General features: G+C 69.8%; 17 protein-coding genes. 12 read left to right on the top strand and 5 right to left on the bottom strand.

Annotation, left to right across the window (positions count from 1 at the left end; all coding sequences use genetic code 11):
- Nucleotides 1-137: 137 nt before the first annotated feature.
- The gene (locus RN02_RS02160; RefSeq protein ID WP_442965421.1) at nt 138-4,469 is read right to left on the bottom strand and encodes a DEAD/DEAH box helicase; all 4,332 of its coding nucleotides are present in this window, start codon (nt 4,467-4,469) and stop codon (nt 138-140) included.
- A 271-nt stretch (nt 4,470-4,740) separates the two neighbouring features.
- On the opposite strand from RN02_RS02160, the gene RN02_RS02155 reads away from it, so the two are divergent.
- From RN02_RS02155 to RN02_RS02135, 5 genes are read left to right on the top strand one after another with little or no spacing between them, the layout of a single operon-like run.
- Complete coding sequence (locus RN02_RS02155; RefSeq protein ID WP_043312856.1) at nt 4,741-5,346, top strand: DUF4388 domain-containing protein; 606 nt, start codon at nt 4,741-4,743, stop codon at nt 5,344-5,346.
- Nucleotides 5,343-5,897: a GTP-binding protein gene (locus RN02_RS02150; RefSeq protein WP_009621608.1), complete on the top strand. Its 555-nt coding sequence runs from the start codon at nt 5,343-5,345 to the stop codon at nt 5,895-5,897. The genes RN02_RS02155 and RN02_RS02150 overlap by 4 nt, the downstream gene beginning before the upstream one ends.
- Entirely contained in the window at nt 5,894-6,262 is a 369-nt protein-coding gene (locus tag RN02_RS02145) for a roadblock/LC7 domain-containing protein (protein ID WP_009621606.1), read from the top strand. The genes RN02_RS02150 and RN02_RS02145 overlap by 4 nt, the downstream gene beginning before the upstream one ends.
- A gap of 10 nt (nt 6,263-6,272) precedes the next feature.
- Entirely contained in the window at nt 6,273-6,809 is a 537-nt protein-coding gene (locus tag RN02_RS02140) for a protoglobin domain-containing protein (RefSeq protein ID WP_043270837.1), read from the top strand.
- Nucleotides 6,810-6,853: 44 nt separating this feature from the next.
- On the top strand, nt 6,854-7,228 hold the full coding sequence (locus RN02_RS02135; RefSeq protein WP_043312854.1) for a hypothetical protein: 375 nt from the start codon (nt 6,854-6,856) through the stop codon (nt 7,226-7,228).
- A gap of 474 nt (nt 7,229-7,702) precedes the next feature.
- On the opposite strand, the gene RN02_RS02130 is transcribed toward RN02_RS02135, so the two are convergent.
- A complete protein-coding gene (locus RN02_RS02130; RefSeq protein ID WP_043312852.1) occupies nt 7,703-9,265 on the bottom strand; it encodes a sigma-54-dependent phenylalanine hydroxylase transcriptional regulator PhhR in 1,563 nt (520 codons plus the stop codon).
- Nucleotides 9,266-9,525: 260 nt separating this feature from the next.
- On the opposite strand from RN02_RS02130, the gene phhA reads away from it, so the two are divergent.
- The 3 genes from phhA (at nt 9,526) to RN02_RS02115 (ending at nt 12,004) form a co-directional block, all read left to right on the top strand.
- Nucleotides 9,526-10,314, top strand: coding sequence for a phenylalanine 4-monooxygenase (phhA, locus tag RN02_RS02125; protein ID WP_043312850.1), 789 nt, complete (start codon nt 9,526-9,528; stop codon nt 10,312-10,314).
- A gap of 140 nt (nt 10,315-10,454) precedes the next feature.
- A complete protein-coding gene (locus RN02_RS02120; protein ID WP_009621600.1) occupies nt 10,455-10,811 on the top strand; it encodes a 4a-hydroxytetrahydrobiopterin dehydratase in 357 nt (118 codons plus the stop codon).
- The gene (locus tag RN02_RS02115) at nt 10,808-12,004 is read left to right on the top strand and encodes an amino acid aminotransferase (RefSeq protein ID WP_043312848.1); all 1,197 of its coding nucleotides are present in this window, start codon (nt 10,808-10,810) and stop codon (nt 12,002-12,004) included. The genes RN02_RS02120 and RN02_RS02115 overlap by 4 nt, the downstream gene beginning before the upstream one ends.
- Before the next feature lie 55 nt (nt 12,005-12,059).
- Here RN02_RS02115 and RN02_RS02110 read toward each other — a convergent pair whose 3' ends face one another.
- Nucleotides 12,060-13,091: an AraC family transcriptional regulator gene (locus tag RN02_RS02110; RefSeq protein ID WP_043312846.1), complete on the bottom strand. Its 1,032-nt coding sequence runs from the start codon at nt 13,089-13,091 to the stop codon at nt 12,060-12,062.
- 113 nt (nt 13,092-13,204) lie between these two features.
- On the opposite strand from RN02_RS02110, the gene RN02_RS02105 reads away from it, so the two are divergent.
- Nucleotides 13,205-14,098 (top strand): TauD/TfdA dioxygenase family protein, encoded by an 894-nt coding sequence (locus tag RN02_RS02105; RefSeq protein WP_043312845.1) that lies wholly within the window; start codon nt 13,205-13,207, stop codon nt 14,096-14,098.
- 301 nt (nt 14,099-14,399) lie between these two features.
- Here RN02_RS02105 and RN02_RS02100 read toward each other — a convergent pair whose 3' ends face one another.
- Nucleotides 14,400-15,299, bottom strand: coding sequence for a LysR family transcriptional regulator (locus tag RN02_RS02100; RefSeq protein ID WP_043312842.1), 900 nt, complete (start codon nt 15,297-15,299; stop codon nt 14,400-14,402).
- A 108-nt stretch (nt 15,300-15,407) separates the two neighbouring features.
- On the opposite strand from RN02_RS02100, the gene RN02_RS02095 reads away from it, so the two are divergent.
- Nucleotides 15,408-16,478 carry an AbrB family transcriptional regulator gene (locus RN02_RS02095; protein ID WP_009621593.1) on the top strand — a complete coding sequence of 357 codons (1,071 nt, stop codon included), beginning with the start codon at nt 15,408-15,410 and terminating at the stop codon, nt 16,476-16,478.
- 74 nt (nt 16,479-16,552) lie between these two features.
- Complete coding sequence (locus RN02_RS02090; RefSeq protein ID WP_043312840.1) at nt 16,553-17,794, top strand: flavin monoamine oxidase family protein; 1,242 nt, start codon at nt 16,553-16,555, stop codon at nt 17,792-17,794.
- A 78-nt stretch (nt 17,795-17,872) separates the two neighbouring features.
- On the opposite strand, the gene arfB is transcribed toward RN02_RS02090, so the two are convergent.
- Entirely contained in the window at nt 17,873-18,286 is a 414-nt protein-coding gene (arfB, locus tag RN02_RS02085; protein ID WP_043312839.1) for an alternative ribosome rescue aminoacyl-tRNA hydrolase ArfB, read from the bottom strand.
- 236 nt (nt 18,287-18,522) lie between these two features.
- Here arfB and RN02_RS02080 point away from each other — a divergent pair, with 236 nt between their 5' ends.
- On the top strand, nt 18,523-19,446 hold the full coding sequence (locus RN02_RS02080) for a hypothetical protein (RefSeq protein WP_043312838.1): 924 nt from the start codon (nt 18,523-18,525) through the stop codon (nt 19,444-19,446).
- The last annotated feature ends 269 nt before the right edge of the window (nt 19,447-19,715 follow it).

Below are 19,715 nucleotides of genomic sequence, written 5' to 3'. Positions count from 1 at the left end.
TGAACAGTGGAGGCCCCAGTCAAGCGATGGCGGCAGGCGAAGAACGTTAACGCCTAGCCACTCCTGAAATCAGCAAAACATCCCACGCCGATCGAGGCTCCTGCCTACGCGCAGGACACCATCTCTGGCAGATGCATCTAGAGGCGCCGGATCAGTAGCTCCCGCGCCTTCGCCATTTCCTCCGCCGGCAGTCCCGCCCAGAGCACCGGCTTGCCGGCGATGAGCGCGCCCAGGGCGGCGCCGTCGCGGTAGAGCACGCGGTTGCCGGCTACTGCCGGTACCTTCCTGCCCGGTAGCAGGGTGCCGGCGAGGTTGAGTGGGTCCACCGCCGAGAGCACCAGGTATTCGCCGTCCTTTTCGCGCCGGCGCACTTCGCGCAGCAGGCCGACGGCCTCGGGCAGGGCGAACTGTTCGCCGGTGAGGCCGGCGACGAAGCGCCCGCCGCGGATTTCCCCGCGGGCCTCCAGGCGGTGGTAGACGCGCAGCAGGTCGCGCCAGGGTGGCAGCCAGTCGGCCTCGCGCTCCAGCACGCGCCAATAGACCACGCCGTAGCGGCGCAGCAGGGTCATGGCCACGTGTTCCAGCACTTCCGCCTGCAGGCGCGGCGGCTGGCCTTCGATCAGTTCGTTGCGCGGGCGGCGCAGCAGCGCCCAGCGGCCGGCGTCGGCCATGCCGAACAGTGGGGCGCGCGCCCGGCGCTCCTGGCGGCTGCGCTTGGCCGCCGGCAACAGCAGCGCGCGCAAGCCGGCGAAGCTGTCGGCGTTCACCCGGCCCACCGCCACCAGTTCGCCCAGGGCCATTTCCAGTTCGCTGCGCAGCAGGTGCGCCTCGCTGGTGAGTTCGTCGAAGAAGAGTGCGCCCTGCTCCTGCAACGCCTGCAGCACCTTCTGCGCCTTCGAGGACAGCTCGGCCTCCGGCGCATCGGCGCAGAGCGCGCCCCACAGCGGCAACTGGCGGCGCGGCAGCAGGACGATGGGCGTGCTGCGCAGCGGCCCGGCGCCGCTGCGCCCGCGCGCCGTGCCGCGGCTGGGCAGGCGCGCCCAGACCAGGCGGCCGGCGCGGCACAGGTCGTCCAACCAGTTGATGCCGTAGTCGGCCACCCGCGCCGGCAGCAGGTCGCTTTCCCAGGCCCCGGCGGCAGCCTGGAAGCCTTCCAGCTGGCTGAGCACGCCGGCCAGGGCCTCGGCGCCGCGCGCCCGGGTGGTTCTGGAGACGCGCTGCCAGTCGAACAGGAAGCGCATGAAGTCGGCGCGCTCCACCGGCTCGATCTCGCGGCGCAGGCGGCGCACCGTGTAGCGGTGGATGCGTGCCAGCAGGTGGCGCTCGCACCACTCCTCCTCGTCGGCGCCTGGGCTGAAGCGGCCGCGCAGCACGTAGCCCTCGCGCTCCAGGCCAGCCAGGGCGAAGGCGATGTCGGCGGGCGGCAGGTCGAGGTCCATGGCCAGTTGCGCCTGGGTGCGCGGGCCGAAGCCGGTCAGGCGCGCGCGCAGCAGTTCCAGGCGCGCATCCTCGGCGGACCAGCCTTCCTGCAACGCCAACGGCAGGTCCAGCTCGGGCGCCAGCCGTGCCTGTGGATAGACCGCCCGCAACTGGCTGAGGCGTTCGGCGGCCACCCAGAGGTCGGCCGCGCCGCTGCGCAGGCGCGTCGCCCGCCCGGCCTTGGCCAGGCGCCCGAGCAGCAGTTCCCAGCCCAGGTTGGCGCGGGCTTCCCCGGCGAGGATGCAGCCCAGGCCGGTCAGCGCCTCGTGCATCTCGTCGGCGTCGCGGGCCTCGGGCCAGGCTTCGGCGCGCACCGCGGCGATGGCCTCGGGGTCGAGGGCGCCGAGGTCGTCGGCCGATTCCGCGTCGCTCCAGCGCCGGCTCAGCACGGCCTGGGTGCGGCGTTCTTCCAGCGGGGCGTCGTCGAGGTAGGCGTAGGGGCTGGCGCTGAGCACTTCCGCCGCCAGCGGCGAAGGCGCCGGCAGGTCGCGGGCGTGCAGCGCCACCTCCCCGGCCTCCATGCGCCGCAGCAGGGCCAGCCAGCCCTCGCAGTCCATGGCTTCGTGCAGGCAGTCGTCGAGGGTCTGGGCCACCAGCGGGTGGTCGGGAATCTCGCGCTCGCCGACGATGTTCTCCAGGCACGCCACCTGGTCGGGGAACACCGCCGCCAGCAGGTCCTCGCTGCGCATGCGTTGCAGTTGCGGCGCCACCTTGCGCCCGCCGCGGAAGCGCGGCAGGGCCAGCGAGGTGGTGGCGTTCCAGCGCCAGCGCACGCCGAACAGCGGCGCGTCGAGCAGGGCCTGGATCAGCACGTGTTCTGCGCTCTTCGAGTTCAGGTAGCGCCACACCTCGTCCAGCGGGAAGCTGTGGCTGGTGGACAGCGAGAGGATAATGGCGTCCTCGGTGGCCGCCGCCTGCAGCTCGAAGTTGAAGGTGCGGCAGAAGCGCTTGCGCAGGGCCAGGCCCCAGGCGCGGTTGATGCGGCTGCCGTAGGGCGAGTGCAGCACCAGTTGCATGCCGCCGGATTCGTCGAAGAAGCGCTCCAGCACCAGCGCCGACTGGCTCGGCAGCACGCCGAGGGCGGCGCGGGCGCGGGCCAGGTATTCCACCAGTTGCCGGGCCGCGGCTTCCTGCAGGCCCAGCTCGTCCTCCAGCCAGCGCAGCGCCGGGGCCAGGGGCGCGTCGCTGCCCTGCCCTTCGGCGAGCAAGGCGTCCAGACGCTCGCGCAGGCGCGACACGCTCACCGACAGCTCATCGCTGCGCCCCGGCGCCTCCCCCAGCCAGAACGGGATGTTCGGCGGCAGGCCCTGGGCGTCCTCGACGCGCACCTTGCCCGGCTCCACGCGGAGGATGCGGTAGGACACGTTGCCCAGCTGGAACACGTCGCCGGCCAGGCTTTCCACGGCGAAGTCCTCGTTCACCGTGCCCACGGTCAGGCCCTGGGGCTCCAGCAGCACCTGGTAGTCGCCGGCGTCGGGAATGGTGCCGCCGGAGGTCACGGCGGTTAGCCGAGCGCCGCGCCGGCCACGCAGCAGGCCGTGGACGCCGTCGCGGTGCAGGTAGGCGCCGCGCTGGCCGTTGCGGCTGGCGTAGCCCTCGGCGAGCATGCGCAGCACGGCGTCGAAACGCTCGCGCGGCAGGCCGGCGTAGGGCTGGGCGTGGCTCAGCAGCTGGAACAGCTCGTCCTCGCGCCACTCGCGGCAGGCCACTTCGGCGACTATCTGCTGGGCCAGCACGTCCAGCGGCGCGCGGGGGATCGCCAGGGCATCCAGTTCGTCGCGGCGCACGCTGTCGAGCAGCGCCACGCATTCGATCAGCTCGTCGCGGGAGGTGGGGAACAGCCGCCCTTTCGGCGTGCCGCCGACGCTGTGCCCGGAACGCCCGACACGCTGCAGGAAGGCGGCGATGGAGCGCGGCGAGGCGACCTGGCAGACCAGCTCGACGTCGCCGATGTCGATGCCCAGCTCCAGCGAGGCGGTGGCCACCAGCACCTTCAGGCGCCCGGCCTTGAGCCGCTGCTCGGCGCCCAGGCGCTGTTCCTTGGACAGGCTGCCGTGGTGCGCGGCGACCTTGTCTATCCCCAGGCGCTCGCCCAGGTGGCGGGTGATGCGCTCGGCCAGGCGGCGGGTGTTGACGAACACCAGGGTGGTGCGGCGCTCCTCGGCCAGCGCGGCGAGGCGGTCGTAGACGCTGTCCCAGACCTCGTGGGACATCACCGCCTCCAGCGGCGCCGGCGGCACTTCGATGCCCAGGTCGCGGGCGCGGCTGTAGCCGATGTCGACGATGCGGCAGTCGGCGTTGCCGCAGAGGAACCGCGCCACCGCCTCGACGGGCTTCTGCGTGGCCGACAGGCCGATGCGCACCAGCGGCTCGGCGCACAGGGCCTGCAGGCGCTCCAGCGACAGCGCCAGGTGGCTGCCGCGCTTGCTGCCGGCCAGGGCGTGGATCTCGTCGACGATGACGCTGCGCGCGCCGGCCAGCATCTGCCGCCCGGAGTCGGAGCCGAGCAGCACGTAGAGCGACTCCGGGGTAGTCACCAGGATCTGCGGCGGCCGCCGGCGCATGGCCTCGCGCTCGCCCTGGCTGGTGTCGCCGGTGCGCACCGCGCTGCGGATGTCCACGGCCGGCAGGCCCTGGCGCTCAAGCTCGGCACGGATGCCGGCCAGGGGTTCTTCCAGGTTGATGCGGATGTCGTTGGACAGCGCCTTGAGCGGCGAGACGTAGACCACGCAGGTGCGGTCCGGCAGCTCGCCGCCGTTGGCCAGGCCCTCGCGCACCAGTTGGTCGATGGCCGAGAGGAAGGCGGTGAGGGTCTTGCCCGAGCCGGTGGGCGCGGCCACCAGGGTCGAGCGCCCAGCGCGGATCGACGGCCAGGCCTGCACCTGGGCCGGGGTGGGCGCGGCGAAGTGGCGGGCGAACCAGGCGGCGACGGCGGGGTGGAAACCCTGCAGGACGTCGGCGGGCGTGGCGCTGCTGGCGAGTCGGTTCATGGGCATCAATATGGTGGCGGCGGGCGAGGCCCTCAAGCACCGCCGATCGTGGCTGGCCTGGCGCGGCGCAGGCATCGCGCGGCCAGGTCACGGGGGACCGAAGGAAACAGCCTCAGCACTCTACACAAACGACAGCGCCCCTCGGAGATCACCTACAAGCAGTACGGGCATGTCATAACAACGCCTCCCCTTATCATCTCGGCGCATCACGAATCGCGCACTGACTTCCTACCAGGACAGGGCGCCCAGCCCGCCCTGGAGGACATTTCGTTTGGCAATTTTCGGCAAGCTCTCCGACTTCCCGCTCGCGGAAGTCCTCTCGGTCATCGGCAAGCGCGCAGGCCAGCTGACGCTTGAAGAACCGGACGGCAGGCGGCTCCGCCTGCGGCTGCAGAACGAACGGCTGCTCGGCCTGAGCCTCGAGCAGCCGATCGGCGAGCCGGGCGAGATCAAGCGTGCTCTGCAGTCGATCGGCGACGCCAGCTTTCACTTCGAACCCACGCCGCCCATGGAGGCGAAACCCGGCCAGCACCTGCCCATCGACCAGGTGCTCGCCAGCCTGGCGCCCTCGTCCCGGGCGGAGCCGTCGGTGCATCCGGACACGCGCTTCGTGCTGATCCGCGGGCGCACGGTGACGCTGCCGGCCGAGCTCGACGCCTTCCTGGCCAGGGCCATGCCCCTGCTGGCCGAGGGTTGCAGCGCGCGGCAACTGGCCCAGGCGCTGAAGCTGGAAGTCCGCGAGACCTGCGCATCCCTGCAGCACCTGCGGGAGATCAAGAAAATCTGGCCGGTGCGCGCCCACGAGAGCGCCGGTGCATCGACGAAACATGCCAACCCCACCCTCGCCAGCCGTCTGAAGAGGCTCTTCCGCCCATGAACCAGGACAGCGCACCGCCGATCAAGGTCGTCGTCTCCGGGCCCGTGGGCTCGGGCAAGACCACCCTGATCCGCAACCTCTCGCAAATCCCCGTCGTCGACACCGAGGTGCCCAGCAGCGAAGCCATCGGCAAGGCGAACACCACTGTGGCGCTGGACTTCGGCCGGATCACCCTGGGCGCCACCGACATCCATCTGTTCGGCACGCCCGGCCAGGAGCGCTTCAGCTTCATGTGGGAACTGCTCAGCGAAGGCGCCGACGGCCTGGTGCTGATGCTGGCCGCCGACCACCCGGAGCAGTTCGGCCAGGCCCGCAGCATCCTCGAGGCGATCACCAGCGTGCAGCCGGTGCCCTTCATCGTCGCCCTCACCCACTGCGACGCCGACGACCAGGCCTGGGTGCCGGCCGAGGTCGCCGCCTACTTCGACCTGCCACCGCAGCACGTCATCGCCACGGACGCCCGCGACCGGCAGAGCGCCTGCGATGTCCTGGTACAGCTGCTGGCCAACGACGCCCCATCACCCGACCCCCACCACGGAGAAACCCCATGACCCGACAAGAACGCCTGCAAGCCGAACTCGACCGCCTCCGGCAGTCGGTCCCCAGCATCCGCGGGGTGCTGCTCGGCAGCCTGGACGGCATGCCCATCGTCGACGCCATCAGCGACCATGGCATCGAACCGGCGCGCATCGCAGCCATGGCCGCCGCCGCCCTGGGCGTGGGCCGGCGCATCGGCGAAACCCTCAAGAGCGGCGCGATGAAGGAACTGAGCCTGCTGGCGGAAGACGGCCGGGTGTTCATCCACCTGGCCGGCGACAAGGCCTGCCTGGCGATCGTCGCCGCGCGCGACAGCAACGTGGGCCTGATCAACCTCGAAGTGGCGGACAGCCTCGCCACCCTCGACAGCATTCTCTGAGGAGCCCCCCATGCATGCAGACCGACTGTCCTGGGCCACCAAGGACGCCGCCATCGTTCACGAACTGATCGCCCTGCTGGACCTGTCCGACAAGGAATGCGCACTGCTCGCAGGCCTCGCCGAACAGGCCAAGGCCATCAGCCCGGCGCTGATCGAAGACTTCTACCAACGCCTGCTGAGCCAGGAGGCCACCCGCGAATTCATCACCGACCAGAAGCGCCTGGGGGAATCCCTGGCCACCTGGTTCTGCGAACTGTTCGGCGGCGTCTACGACGACACCTACGCGCTCAAGCGCCTGAACATCGGCCTGATCCACGTGCGCATCGGCCTGCCGGTGCGCTACCCGCTGGTCATGCTCGACCTGATCGCCCGCTACGGCGAAGAGGTGGCCGGCCAGGCCGGCGCCGAGGCGCTGACGGCCTTCCGCAAAGTCCTGGCGCTGGACGTGGCGACCTTCAACCAGGCCTACGAGAACAACCAGCTGCAACACCTGGCCGACCTCACCGGCAACGAACGGCTGGCCCGCCGCCTGCTTTCCGGCGGCTGAGCCGGGCGCTACCCTTCGCGGATTCCCCCGACGGACCGCGAGACATGGCCGAGAAAGACCGCGACTGGTACTGGCAGAACCTGAAGAACCCCGGCCAGCCCGGCGAACCACCGCCGCGTCGGCGGCAGTGGCACCTGCGCCGGGCGTTCAAGCACCTGCTGCAACTGGCTCTGCTGGTGGCGCTGGCGATAGGCGCCGGCGCCCTCTGGCAGAACCCTGCCAGCCACCAGTGGGGCGAGGCGCGCTGGCACGCCCTGCTCGGCCGCCTGGGCCTGGAGCGCCCGGCCGACAAGGTCACGGCCCAGCCCATGAAGTACACCGACAGTTCCCGGAGCCTGGCCGAGTGCATCAAGCCGGGAAACCTGATCGACGACGAGGTGCGCGCCTGCGTGAAGGGGCAGCGGGTAAAGACCTGGTGACATCCGCCGGCGGAGTCTATCGCGGACGGAGTCCGCTCCTACGCGATCCCCATCCACACCATTCCCATGTAGGAGCGCGCCCTGCGCGCGATTCGCGGGCAGGGCCCGCTCCTACAGGGAGGCACGGTGCAAAGAGGCAAACCGAGCGGATCTTATTCGCGATCCGGCTGGCGTGTGTCGGTGATCGCGGACGGAGTCCGCTCCTGCCATACCGGCGGGCACGGCTTCTCGTAGGATGGGTTGAGCTTGCGAAACCCATGCGGTTGCGGTGATGGGTATCGCTTCGCTCAACGCCATCCTACGAAAAGCCGTGCTTCCTGGAACCGTAGGAGCGGATTCATCCGCGATCGCCCTCTCCCCAGCCCTCTCCCGCAAGCGGGAGAGGGGGCTGTCCGGTGTGGGCGGATAGTCTGGAGTCGGCCGGGAATCCGGGTTCGCGAGCAAGCTCGCTCCTACAGGAGCCGAACCCCGATGTCAGGACTCCCCGCCCTGCCCCAGCCCATGCTGGCGCAGTTTGTTGGCGATGGTGGTGTGCGACACCCCCAGGCGCTTGCCCAGCAGGCGGCTGCTGGGGTGTTCGCGGTAGAGGCGCTCCAGCACCGCGCGTTCGAAGCGGCCGACGATGGCGTCGAGGCCGCCTTCCAGGGAGAAGTCGCCCAGCGGGTGCGGCGCGCCGTAGTCCGGCAGGCGGATGTGCTCGACCTTGATGGTGCCGCCCTCGCACAGCGACACCGCCTGGAACAGCACGTTCTCCAGTTGACGCACGTTGCCCGGCCAGTGGTAGCGGCCCAGGCGGTCCATGGCCTGGGGCGCCAGCTGCGGCAGCGGGCAGCCGATCTGCCGGCTGGCCTGGTCGAGGAAGTGCTCCACCAGCGGCGTCAGGCCGTCGAGGCATTCGCGCAGCGGCGGAATGTGCAGCGAGAGCACGTTGAGGCGGTGGTACAGGTCCTGGCGGAACTCGCCCTTGGCGCACAGCTCGGACAGGTCCACCTGGGTGGCGCAGATCACCCGCACGTCCAGGTACACCTCCTCGTCGCTACCCACCCGGCGGAAGCAGCCGTCCTGCAGAAAGCGCAGCAGCTTGGCCTGCAGGCGCGGGCTCATCTCGCCGACGCCGTCGAGGAACAGGGTGCCGCCGGCGGTCAGCTCCAGCAGGCCGAGCTTGCCTTCCGGGCGCGCGCCCTCGAAGGCGCCGGGGCCGTAGCCGAACAGCTCGGTCTCGGCCATGGATTCCGGCAGCCCGGCGCAGTTCAGCGCCATGAACGGCGCCTGGCCGCGCGGGCTGGCCAGGTGGCAGGCGCGGGCCAGCAGTTCCTTGCCGGTGCCGGTCTCGCCCTCGATCAGCAGCGGCGCGTCCAGCGGCGCCATGCGCCTGGCCTCGCGCACCACCGCGGCCATCACCCGCGAGCTCTGGAAGATGCTGTCGAAGCCGCGCAACTCATGCTTGCGCACGTTGTAGATGCGCTCACCCACGCGGTCGGCGCGGTGCAGGGTGAGCACGGCGCCGGCCAGGGCCTCGCTTTCGTCGTGTTCGGATTGCAGGGGGGCGATGTCGGCGAGGAACACGTCGCCCTTGATCTTCACCCGCAGGCCGTTGATCCGCGCCTTGTTGGCGCGCACCAGTTCCGGCAGGTCGAGGTCCTCGGCGTAGCGCGCCAGGGGAATGCCCGGCACCTCATCGACGCGCACCCCGAGCAGCTGCGCGGCGGCGCGGTTGCCGGCGACTATCTGCCCGGCCATGTCGATGGACAGCACCGGGAAGTCCAGCGCCGCCAGCAGCGCGTTGAGCTCCAGGTGGCGGCGCTCGCTGGGCATCAGGCCGACGCGCTTGACGCCGAACACCCCGGGAATGGCCTCCAGCTTGGGCTTGAGCGACTGGAACTGCAGGTTGATCAGGTTCGGGCAGAGCAGGTAGATGGCGTTGCCCTGCTCGCCGCCGACCTCGCCGCGGTTGACGTTGATGCCGTAGTCGACCAGCAGGTTGAGGATGTCGCGCAGGATGCCGACGCGGTTCTGGCAGTGGACTTTGATACGCATGGCGAGCCCGGAGATTGTCGTTGTGCGGGGCGGCGCCCGGCCGGGTTTCGCCGGCAAGGCGGAAATTTCCGTCAAGAATATGTGACAGTTGACGCCAGCAGCAAGCCGATGACTCGCGATTCGGCGCGATTCGTAATCTTTTCTTTACAAGCGAAGGGGATTTGCAGCGCTCGACCAAGGCCCACGGGGGCTGCATGGGCACGCCGACGCGGCTATTGATGAGGCATCAAAACAACAAAGGCCTCGAAGCCGGAGGACCCATGAAGACAACGCAGTACGTGGCCCGCCAACCTGACGAAGACGGTTTCATCCACTACCCCGAAGCCGAGCACCAGGTCTGGAACACCCTGATCACCCGCCAGCTCAAGGTGATCGAAGGCCGCGCCTGCCAGGAATACCTGGACGGCATCGAGCAGCTCGCCCTGCCCCACGAGCGCATCCCGCAACTGGGCGAGATCAACAAGGTGCTCCAGGCCACCACCGGCTGGCGCGTGGCCCGCGTCCCGGCGCTGATCCCCTTCCAGACCTTCTTCGAATTGCTGGCCAGCCAGCAGTTCCCGGTGGCCACCTTCATCCGCACTCCGGAGGAACTGGACTACCTGCAGGAGCCGGACATCTTCCACGAAATCTTCGGCCACTGCCCGCTGCTGACCAACCCCTGGTTCGCCGAATTCACCCACACCTACGGCAAGCTCGGCCTGGCCGCCAGCAAGGAAGAACGCGTGTACCTGGCGCGGCTGTACTGGATGACCATCGAGTTCGGCCTGCTCGACACCCCGCAGGGCCGGCGCATCTACGGCGGCGGCATCCTCTCCTCGCCGAAGGAGACCGTCTACAGCCTTTCCGGCGAGCCCGAGCACCAGGCCTTCGACCCCGTGGAAGCCATGCGCACACCCTACCGCATCGACATCCTGCAGCCGCTGTACTTCGTGCTGCCGGAACTCAAGCGCCTGTTCGAACTGGCCCACCAGGACATCATGGCGCTGGTCCGCCAGGCCATGCAGCTGGGCCTGCACGCACCCAAGTTCCCGCCGAAGCAGGCAGCCTGAACCCCGAGGCCTGCCCGACATCTTTTCGTAGGAGCGAGCTTGCTCGCGAACAAACGCAGTGCCATGCGGTTCGCAAGCAAGCTCGCCTCTACAGTCCTAAGATCAATGTCTTGCGTGACGAACCCTACAAGGAGAACCCCATGACCGCCCTCAACCAAGCCCATTGCGAAGCCTGCCGCGCCGACGCGCCCCACGTCTCCGACGAGGAACTGGCGACCCTGATCAAGCAGATCCCGGACTGGAACATCGAGGTGCGCGACGGCCACATGGAGCTGGAGCGCGTGTACCTGTTCAAGAACTTCCGCCACGCCCTGGCCTTCACCAACGCCGTCGGCGCCATCGCCGAGGAGGAAGGCCACCACCCGGACCTGCTCACCCAGTGGGGCAAGGTCACCGTCACCTGGTGGAGCCACGAGCTCAAGGGCCTGCACCGCAACGACTTCATCATGGCCGCGCGCACCGACGAGCTGGCCAAGGTCGCCGAAGGCCGCAAATGAACCACTTCGCCCCCATCCCGCGCGTGCCGGGCGACCCCATCCTCGGCCTGCTCGATGCCTACCGCGCCGACCCCAACCCGGCCAAGCTGGACCTGGGCGTCGGTGTCTACAAGGACGCCCAGGGCCTGACGCCGATCCCCCGCGCAGTGAAGCTGGCCGAGCAGCGCCTGGTGGAGCACGAGACCACCAAGAGCTACGTCGGCGGGCACGGCGATGCGCTGTTCGCCGCGCGCCTGTGCGAACTGGTGCTGGGCAGCGACTCGCCGCTGCTGGCCAGCCAGCGCGCCGACGCCAGCCAGACGCCCGGCGGCACCGGCGCCCTGCGCCTGGCCGCGGACTTCATCGCCCGCTGCCTGCCCGGCCGCGGCATCTGGGTCAGCGACCCAACCTGGCCGATCCACGAGACGCTGTTCGCCGCCGCCGGCCTGAAGGTGCACCACTACCCCTACGTCGGCGCCGACAACCACCTCGACGTGGAAGGCATGCTCGCCACCCTGGAAAAGGTGCCCCACGGCGACGTGGTGCTGCTGCACGCCTGCTGCCACAACCCCAGCGGCTTCGACCTGGCCTACAACGACTGGCAGAAGGTGCTGGAAGTGGTGCGCCGCCGCGAACTGCTGCCGCTGATCGACTTCGCCTACCAGGGCTTCGGCGACGGCCTGGAGGAGGATGCCCGCGCCGTGCGGCTGTTCGCCGAGAGCCTGCCGGAGCTGCTGGTGACCAGTTCCTGCTCGAAGAACTTCGGCCTCTATCGCGACCGCGTCGGCGCGCTGATCGTCTGCGCCGCCAATGCCGAGCAACTGGGCAACGTGCGCAGCCAGCTGGCCAGCCTGGCGCGCAATCTCTGGTCCACGCCGCCGGCCCATGGCGCCGAGGTGGTGGCGACCATCCTCGGCGACCGCGACCTCAAGCAGGTCTGGCTGGAGGAAGTCACCGCCATGCGCACGCGCATCGCCGGGCTGCGCCTGGGCCTGGTCGAGGCGCTGCAGCCCCACGGCCTGGCCGAGCGCTTCGCGCACATCGCCATCCAGCGCGGCATGTTCTCCTACACCGGCCTGAGCCCGGAACAGGTGCGCCGCCTGCGCGAGGAACACAGCGTGTACATGGTCGGCAGCGGCCGCGCCAATGTCGCCGGGCTGGACGCCAGCCGCCTGGGCGACCTGGCCCGGGCCATCGCCGCGGTCTGCGCCTGAAAGCTTTTTCCACCCTCGCTCGACCGGCCGCTGGCCGGTCTTTTTTTGCCCGCGTTCAGCGCAGCGACAGCGGCCCGGCCTGGCGCTTCCAGCGCCCCGGGGTGGTCCCGGTCCAGCGCTGGAAGGCCCGGCAGAAGCTGGCCGCCTCGGCATAACCCAGGCACTGGGCGACGCCGTTCAGGTCCATGCGCGACTCCAACAGCAGGCGCTCGGCCAGGCGCAGGCGGATGCCGTCGCTCAGCGGCTGGAAGCGTTGCCCCTCGGCGGCCAGGCGGCGCTGCAGGGTGCGTTCGGAAAGCCCCAGGCGCTGCGCCACCTCGCGGCAGCCCGGCAGGCTCGCGGCATCGCGCACCAGCAGGCGCTGCACCGCCCGCGCGGTAGGCGTGGCGGCCAGGGGCAGCGCCAGTTCTTCGCAGAGCTTCTCGCACAGTTGCTCGCCGCTGCTGCGGCTGTCCGGGTTGGCCTGCGGCAGGCTGGCCTCCAGGTCGGCACGGGCGAACAGCAGGGCATTGCGCGGGGCGCCGAAGCGCACCGGGTACGGCCAGGCGCGGGCGTAGGCGTCGAGGTCGGCCGGCGCCTCGGCGCGCAGCTCCAATGCCAGCGGCTGCACCGGGCGCTGCAGCAGTTCGCCGGCCAGTTGCAGGCAACCGGCGATGCCGCGCTCCACCACGAAGGCGCGGGCGTCCGGCGGCAGCACCTGGTCGTCGAAGATCATCCAGTGCCCGCGCAGCTCGGCCTCGCGGCTCACCGGGCACAGCGTCAGGGCCAGGCTCTGGTAGCGGCCGAAGGTCTCGAAGGCCTCCCGCAGGCTGCGGCAGGCGAGCATGGTGAAGCCCAGCAGCCCCAGTGAGGTGAGGTGGTAGCGGCGCCCGGCGGCGAAGCCCAGGCCGGGGCGGGCGCCCTGTTGCAGCAGGTTGCGGATCACCGCCAGCTCCTGCCAGGCCTGGATCTGCGCATGGCGTCCGCTGAGTTCGCGCGGCTCGATGGCGCTGCCCACCAGGCAGGCCTCCGCGGCCAGGCCCTCGCTGCGGGCGCAGTCGAGCAGGTGGCGCACGCCGGTGATGTCACGGGTCTGTCGCCAGTCCATGGGGCCTCCTGCAAGTGGCGGGAATCATCAATTTCTGGCGCCGATCATCATGGCGCAAGTGCGCCGCGGCGACCATCCTCAACAGGCCGACAACACCAACAAGAGGGCACCCCATGTTCGAGTTCTTCTACGCCTTGCCGAGCCAGAACCGCGCCGCCAGCTACCGTCACTTCCAGATCGTCCCGGCCACCGGCGCCATCGGCGCGGACGTCAGCGGCGTCGACCTGCGCAGCCTGGGCGAGGAAGGCTTCGCCGAACTGCGCCAGGCATTGCTGGCGCACAAGGTACTGTTCATCCGCGGGCAGTCACTGGGCGTCGAGGACCTGGAGGCGGTCACCCTGCGCTTCGGCGAATTCGGCCGCGAACCCTACGTGCAGGGCCTGCCCGAGCATCCCCACGTGGTGCGGGTGGTCAAGGAAGCCGACGAGAAGACGCCGGTGGTGTTCGGCGGCGCCTGGCACAGCGACTGGTCGTTCCAGGAGCGCCCGCCGGCCTTCACCCTGCTCTACGGCCACGACATCCCGCCGTTCGGCGGCGACACCCTCTACGCCAACCTGGCGCTGGCCTACGAATGGCTGTCGCCCAAGCTGCGCGCGCAACTGGAGAGCCTGGACGCCATCCACAGCCCGGAACGCGCCTACGGCGCCGAGGCCAAGCACAACGAGCTGATGGAGAATATGGCGGTGCGCTACGGCAACGCCGACGGCGAGACCCGCTCGCACCCGCTGGTGACGCGCCACCCGGAAACCGGCAAGAAAATACTCTTCGTCAACCCGGCCTACACCAGCGGCATCAAGGGCATGCGCCCGGCCGAAGCGCAGCCGCTGCTGGACTACCTCTACGGCATCGCCACCCAGCCAGCCTTCACCTGCCGCATGCGCTGGAGCCAGGGCACCCTGGCGATCTGGGACAACCGCAGCACCTGGCACTACCCGGTGTCGGACTACCATGGGATGCGGCGTGAGATGTATCGGACTACGGTGGTGGGGGAGGTGCCGAGTCGGTGAGAGGCGCTGCTTTTCTGCTTTTCGTAGGAGCGAGCTTGCTCGCGAAGAGTGTTTCCCGGTAGCTACGGTGTTTACGGTGAACTCCGCCCCCTCTCCCCGGCCCTCTCCCTGAAGGGAGAGGGGGCTTGTCCGTGCCGAGAGTAGGAATGGTTTCAGCCGAAAACCTTCGGTGCTGCCGGCTGACTCAGGAATACCCACGTACTCCGAACGGTCCCCTCTCCCTTCGGGGAGAGGGAACAGAGGTGAGCCCGGCAGCGGAGTCACCGGGGAGCTTGCTCGCTCCTACGAAAAGCCCAGCCCCCTACCCTCCAAACCGCCCCGCATGCTCCCGCAACATCCCCCGCAACAACTGCGCCGCCGGCGACAGATAGGCCCCCTCCCGCACCGCCAGGCCCATGGTCCGCGTCAAGGTGGTTTCCGCCAGCCTCACCTCGCGCAGCTGGTTCATCCCATGCAGCCCGCCGTCCAGCGTTTCGCGGGCAACGAAGCTGAGCAGCCGGGTGCGGGCGATCAGGTTGGGCAGCATGGGAATGGCGTTGGTCTCGATCTGCACCCGCGGCGGCGGCAGGCCATGGGCCTGGAAAGTGGCGTCCATCCAGCGCCGCGACGACACGCTGGGCGCCGGCAGCACCCAGCGGTAGCGGCACAGGTCGGCGATGGCCACCGGGCCGTCGAACAGCGGGTGCTCGCGGCTGGCCACCACTACCACCTGGTCCTGCAGCAACGGCTCGCTGACCAGATGCGCGTCGTCGAGGATGCGCGAGCAGATCGCCATGTCCAGGCGTCCGCCGCGCAGGGCCTCGCGCAATACGTCGTCCTGGCCCAGGGACAGGCTGATGGTCACCTCCGGGGCACGCCGCAACAGTTCCTCCACCAGCGGCGGCAGCAGGTACTCGGCCATGGTCGCGGCGCAGCCCAGGCGGATGTTGCCCACCAGGCCACTGGCGAAGTCGCGCACCTCGCGGCGCGTCTCCTCGATGTCCTGGCGCAGCTGGCGGGCGCGCTGCAGCATCAGCTCGCCGGCCGGGGTCAGGCGGATGCGCCGGCCCTCGCGCTGGAACAGGCTGGTGCCCAGGGACTGCTCCAGGCGCTGGATGCTCTTGGTCAGCGCCGGCTGGCTGCGCCCCAGGCGGTCCGCCGCGCGGCCCAGGTGGCCGAGCTCGGCGATGGTTTCGAAATAGGCGAGATCGCGCAGGTCCATGGCGGCCACCGATAGATTTCAGGAATGAATTCATGACTATTAGAAAATGGACTTGATGGATTGCGCTATCGATAATTTTCCCCGTTGTCCGCAGTCGGGAGCCTTCGCGTGTCCAGCCCTCCAGCCCAGAGCCTCAGCCGTATCCCCGCCAGCCTGCAGTGGCCGGCCCTGATCCTGGCGGCCGGCGGCGCCGGGCAGCTGCTCGCCTGGCTGGGCATCCCCGCCGCGCTGTTCCTCGGCCCCATGCTGGTGGCCATCGCCTTCGGCGTCGGCGGCGCCGGCATCCGCCTGCCGCGCCAGGCCTTCCGCCTCAGCCAGGGCTGCATCGGCCTGCTGGTGGCCCACGCCATCAATTGGTCGGTGCTGCAGGCCATGGCCGCATCCTGGCCGCTGATGCTCTGCGCCACCCTGCTCACCCTGCTGCTCAGCGCCCTGGTCAGCTACGCCATGGTGCGTTTCGGCGGCATCCCCGGCAGCACCGCCGCCTGGGGCACCGCGCCCGGCGGCGCGGCGGCCATGGTGGCGATGGCCGAGTCCCACGGCGCCGATCCGCGGGTGGTGGCGACCATGCAGTACGTGCGGGTGGTCTGCGTGGTCATGGCCGGCGCCCTGGTCGGCCGCCTGCTGGGCCTGGAAGGCGGCGGCTCGGCGGCCCACAGCACGCCGCTGAACGACGCCGGCCACCTGCCCGACCTGGTCAACTGCCTGCTGCTGATCTTCGTCGGCGTCAGCCTGGGCGCGCGCCTGCCGGCCGGCCCGCTGCTGGTGCCGCTGGTGGCCGGCGCCGCGCTGCAACTGGGCGGGCTGCTGCAGATCGCCCTGCCGCACTGGCTGCTGGTGCTGGCCTACGGGGTGATCGGCTGCTACATCGGCCTGCGCTTCGACCGCGCCAGCCTGGCCTACGTCGGCCGCCACCTGCCGGCCATGCTGGTCAGCGCCCTCGGCCTGATCCTCAGCTGCGCGCTCTTCGCCTGGGCCCTGGCGGCCGTCACCGGCATGGACTTCCTGTCCCTCTACCTGGCCACCAGCCCCGGCGGCCTGGACGCCATGGCGATCATCGCGGTGGATACCCACTCCGACGTCGGCCTGGTGCTGGCCATGCAGACCCTGCGGCTGTTCGTGGTGCTGTTCAGCGGCGTGTCCATCGCCCGCCTGGTGATCCGCCTGAGCCACGCCTGAAGCGCGGCGCCTTGTGCGCGCGGCCGGGGGCGTCCAAGATCGGAAGCCCTTCGACTCGGCCAAGGACAGCCCCCATGCACCGCCCCACCGCCTGGCATGTCACCCACTGGAGCGACGCCCCCTTCAGCCTCGGCGCCTACAGCGCACTGCTGCCCGGCGGCAGGCCCGCACACCGCGCCGCCCTCGGCGCCTGCCTGGACGGCCGCCTGGTGCTCGCCGGCGAAGCCTGCAACCCGCGGGCGCCGGCCATGACCCACGGCGCCTGGGACGACGGCCTGCGCGCCGCCGAGCTGGCCCTGCGCGCGGGCGCCCGCCGGGTGATCGTCATCGGCGCCGGATGCGCCGGCCTGGCCGCCGCGCGGCGCCTGCGCGAGCAAGGCGTCGACTGCGTGGTGCTGGAGGCCCGCGAGCGCATCGGCGGGCGCACCCACAGCATCCGCCTGGGTGATGCCAGCGTGGACGTCGGCGCCGCCTGGCTGCAGCAGTTCGCCGACAACGCCCTGGCCCGCGAGGCGCTGGCGCTGGACCTGGCGCTGGTGGAAACCGACTTCGGCCAACCGCTGGCCGCCGCCTGCGACGGCCCGCTGTCGGACATAGACGCGGCCTGGCAGGCCCTGCGCAACGGGCTGGACCGGCGACTGCCGCTGGCTGAGGCGGTCGAGCGCTACCTGGCCGACCTGGACGCCGCGCAGGCCCGCGCCACAGGTTTCGCCATCGACGCCAACCTCGTCCTCGAAGCCTGCCTGCCGCTGGCGCAGCTCTCGGTGGACGCCCTGGACGAGGAAGGCGTCGGCAACGGCGACCGTTTCCTCCCCGGCGGCTACGGCCAGTTGATCGCGCACTTGGCGCAAGGCCTGGACATCCGCCTGGGCCAACTGGTGACGCACATCGACTGGTCGGGCGAGCAGGTGCGGGTGAACGACGAGCGTGGCGACTTCTGCATCTGCAGCGTGCCGCTGGGCGTGCTCAAGACGCTGCGCTTCACCCCGGCGCTGCCGGCGGCGCAGCAGGATGCCCTGGCCCACCTGGGCATGGGCCGCCTGGAGAAGGTGGTGCTGCAGTTCGAGCGGCGCTGGTGGCCGCGCTCGCCCTCGGGCTACCTGCGCTGGTACGACAGCCCGGCCAGTTGGGGCGAATGGCTGGACCTCACCGACGCCGTGGGCGTGCCGACGGTGGCCGGGCTGATCGCCGCCGACGCCGTGGAACGCCAGTTCGCCGGGCGCAGCGACGAGCAGATCGCCCTCGCCGCCCGCGATGCCCTGCAGGCCTGGGCCGCCGCGGTGGAAGGTTCACGCCAGATATTCCAGGCTCCGTAGGATGGCGTTGAGCGCAGCGATACCCATCGATGGGAGTCGCTTCGCTCGTCCCCTCCTGCGCAGAGCCGGCAGCTCCTTTCAGTAATCCACCTTGCCGCGCCCGGCCTTGATCGCCCCGCGCTTGCTCTTGCCCTCCAGGCGGCGGGTCTTGGAGCCGAGGGTCGGCCGCGTCGGCTTGCGCTTCTTCTGCACCTTGGCCACCGAGCGGATCAGCTCGGCCAGGCGCTCCAGCGCATCCTCGCGGTTCTGTTCCTGGGTGCGGTACTGCTGGGCCTTGATCACCACCACGCCGTCGCCGCTGATGCGCTGGTCGCTCAGCGCCAGCAGGCGCTCCTTGTAGAAGTCCGGCAGCGACGAGGCGCGGATGTCGAAGCGCAGGTGCACCGCGCTGGACACCTTGTTGACGTTCTGCCCGCCGGCGCCCTGGGCGCGGATGGCGCTCAGCTCGATTTCGGCGTCGGGGATCTGCACGGCGTTGGAGATGACGAGCATGGCGGGGAATTCGGACGGAGGGAAAGCACAGCATAACGCGCAATCGCCAGCAGGCACAGAACGCAGCCCGGCGCGGCGCAAGGCCTATTCCTGACTCGCGGATCAATTTTTGAATGCAATTGTGTATACAAAAATCTCTTGCAATGAATCCAACAGACCTTTAGAACCGTCCCTGTCCGGCCGCGGGCAGTCACGCGGCAACCGGCCCCATAACAACAACAAGATCGAGGTGCAGCATGTTCCGCCCGGTATCATCCGTGCCGGCGCCCAGCGCCGTCCGCCAACACCCGCGTACGTCCCGCCGCCTGAGCACCGGCAGCCGTATCGCCCTGAGCGCCGCCCTGCTGGCCGGCCTCCCCCTGGACGCGGCCTTCGCCGACGACGACCGCTTCTTCGAGTGGACCAGCAACACGCTGGGCTTTCGCTACGGCCAGCAGTTCACCAACCCGAACAACCCGGACAAGTTTGCCAAGCGCATCTACAGCTTCAGCCACGCCGACGGCTATCGCTACGGCAGCAACTTCTTCCACCTGGACGTGTTCCTCTCCGACAGCCGCGACCCGCGCAAGGGCACCGACCACGGCGGCAGCGAGGTCTACGCGGTGTACCGCCACCAGCTGTATGCCTCGCGGGTGTTCGACGTGCCGCTGGGCAAGGGCTTGGTGAAGGATCACGCGCTGACCTTCGGCTTCGACGCCAGCCGCAACAACAACCTGGCCTCGGCGAAGAAGCGCGCCCTGGTGATAGGCCCGACGGTGAAGTTCAACGGCGCCGGCGTGCTCGACCTGAGCCTGATGTACTACCGCGAAAAGAACCACTTCGGCGTGCCCGGCGCAAAGCACCCGGACCACACCTTCGACGGCACCTACATGCTCAACCTGACCTGGCTGAAGCCCTTCCAGCTCGGCGAGCGCATGGCCAAGTTCCAGGGCTTCCTCAACCACGTCGGCGAGAAGGGCGAGGACTACAACGACAAGGACACCGCCGCCGAGACGCTGGTGCGCACCTCGCTGATGGTGGCGGCCCTGCCCGGCGCCAAGCGCCAGCCGAACCTCTGGCTCGGCGTGGGCTACGAGTACTGGCACAACAAGTTCGGCGTGGACGGCGGCACCGGCAGCCGCACCTCGACGCCGACGGTGAACCTGGAGTTCAGTTTCTGAGGTTCGGGCCGCCGATGGAGAATCGCGGACGGAGTCCGCTCCTACACCTCCGGCAAACACAAAGCCCCGTAGGATGGGTTGAGCGAAGCGATACCCATCACCAATGCCCGCATGGGTTTCGCAGGCTCAACCCATCCTACGAAAGCACCTCGGCGCAGCCCTCACCAATGAAAAAGCCCGGCGCAGCAGGCTGTGTGAAAACCTCCGGATCGGTCCAGCTGGTTAAAAAACAACCTGGATTTCGCGTTTCTACGCGGATTCTGGGTTGG

The sequence above is a fragment of the Pseudomonas sp. PI1 genome (genome assembly GCF_000812405.1).
Lineage (GTDB): Bacteria > Pseudomonadota > Gammaproteobacteria > Pseudomonadales > Pseudomonadaceae > Pseudomonas > Pseudomonas citronellolis.
The sequence above is the reverse complement of the archived record's forward strand: the minus strand, read 5'-3'. Positions and strand labels throughout refer to the sequence as shown.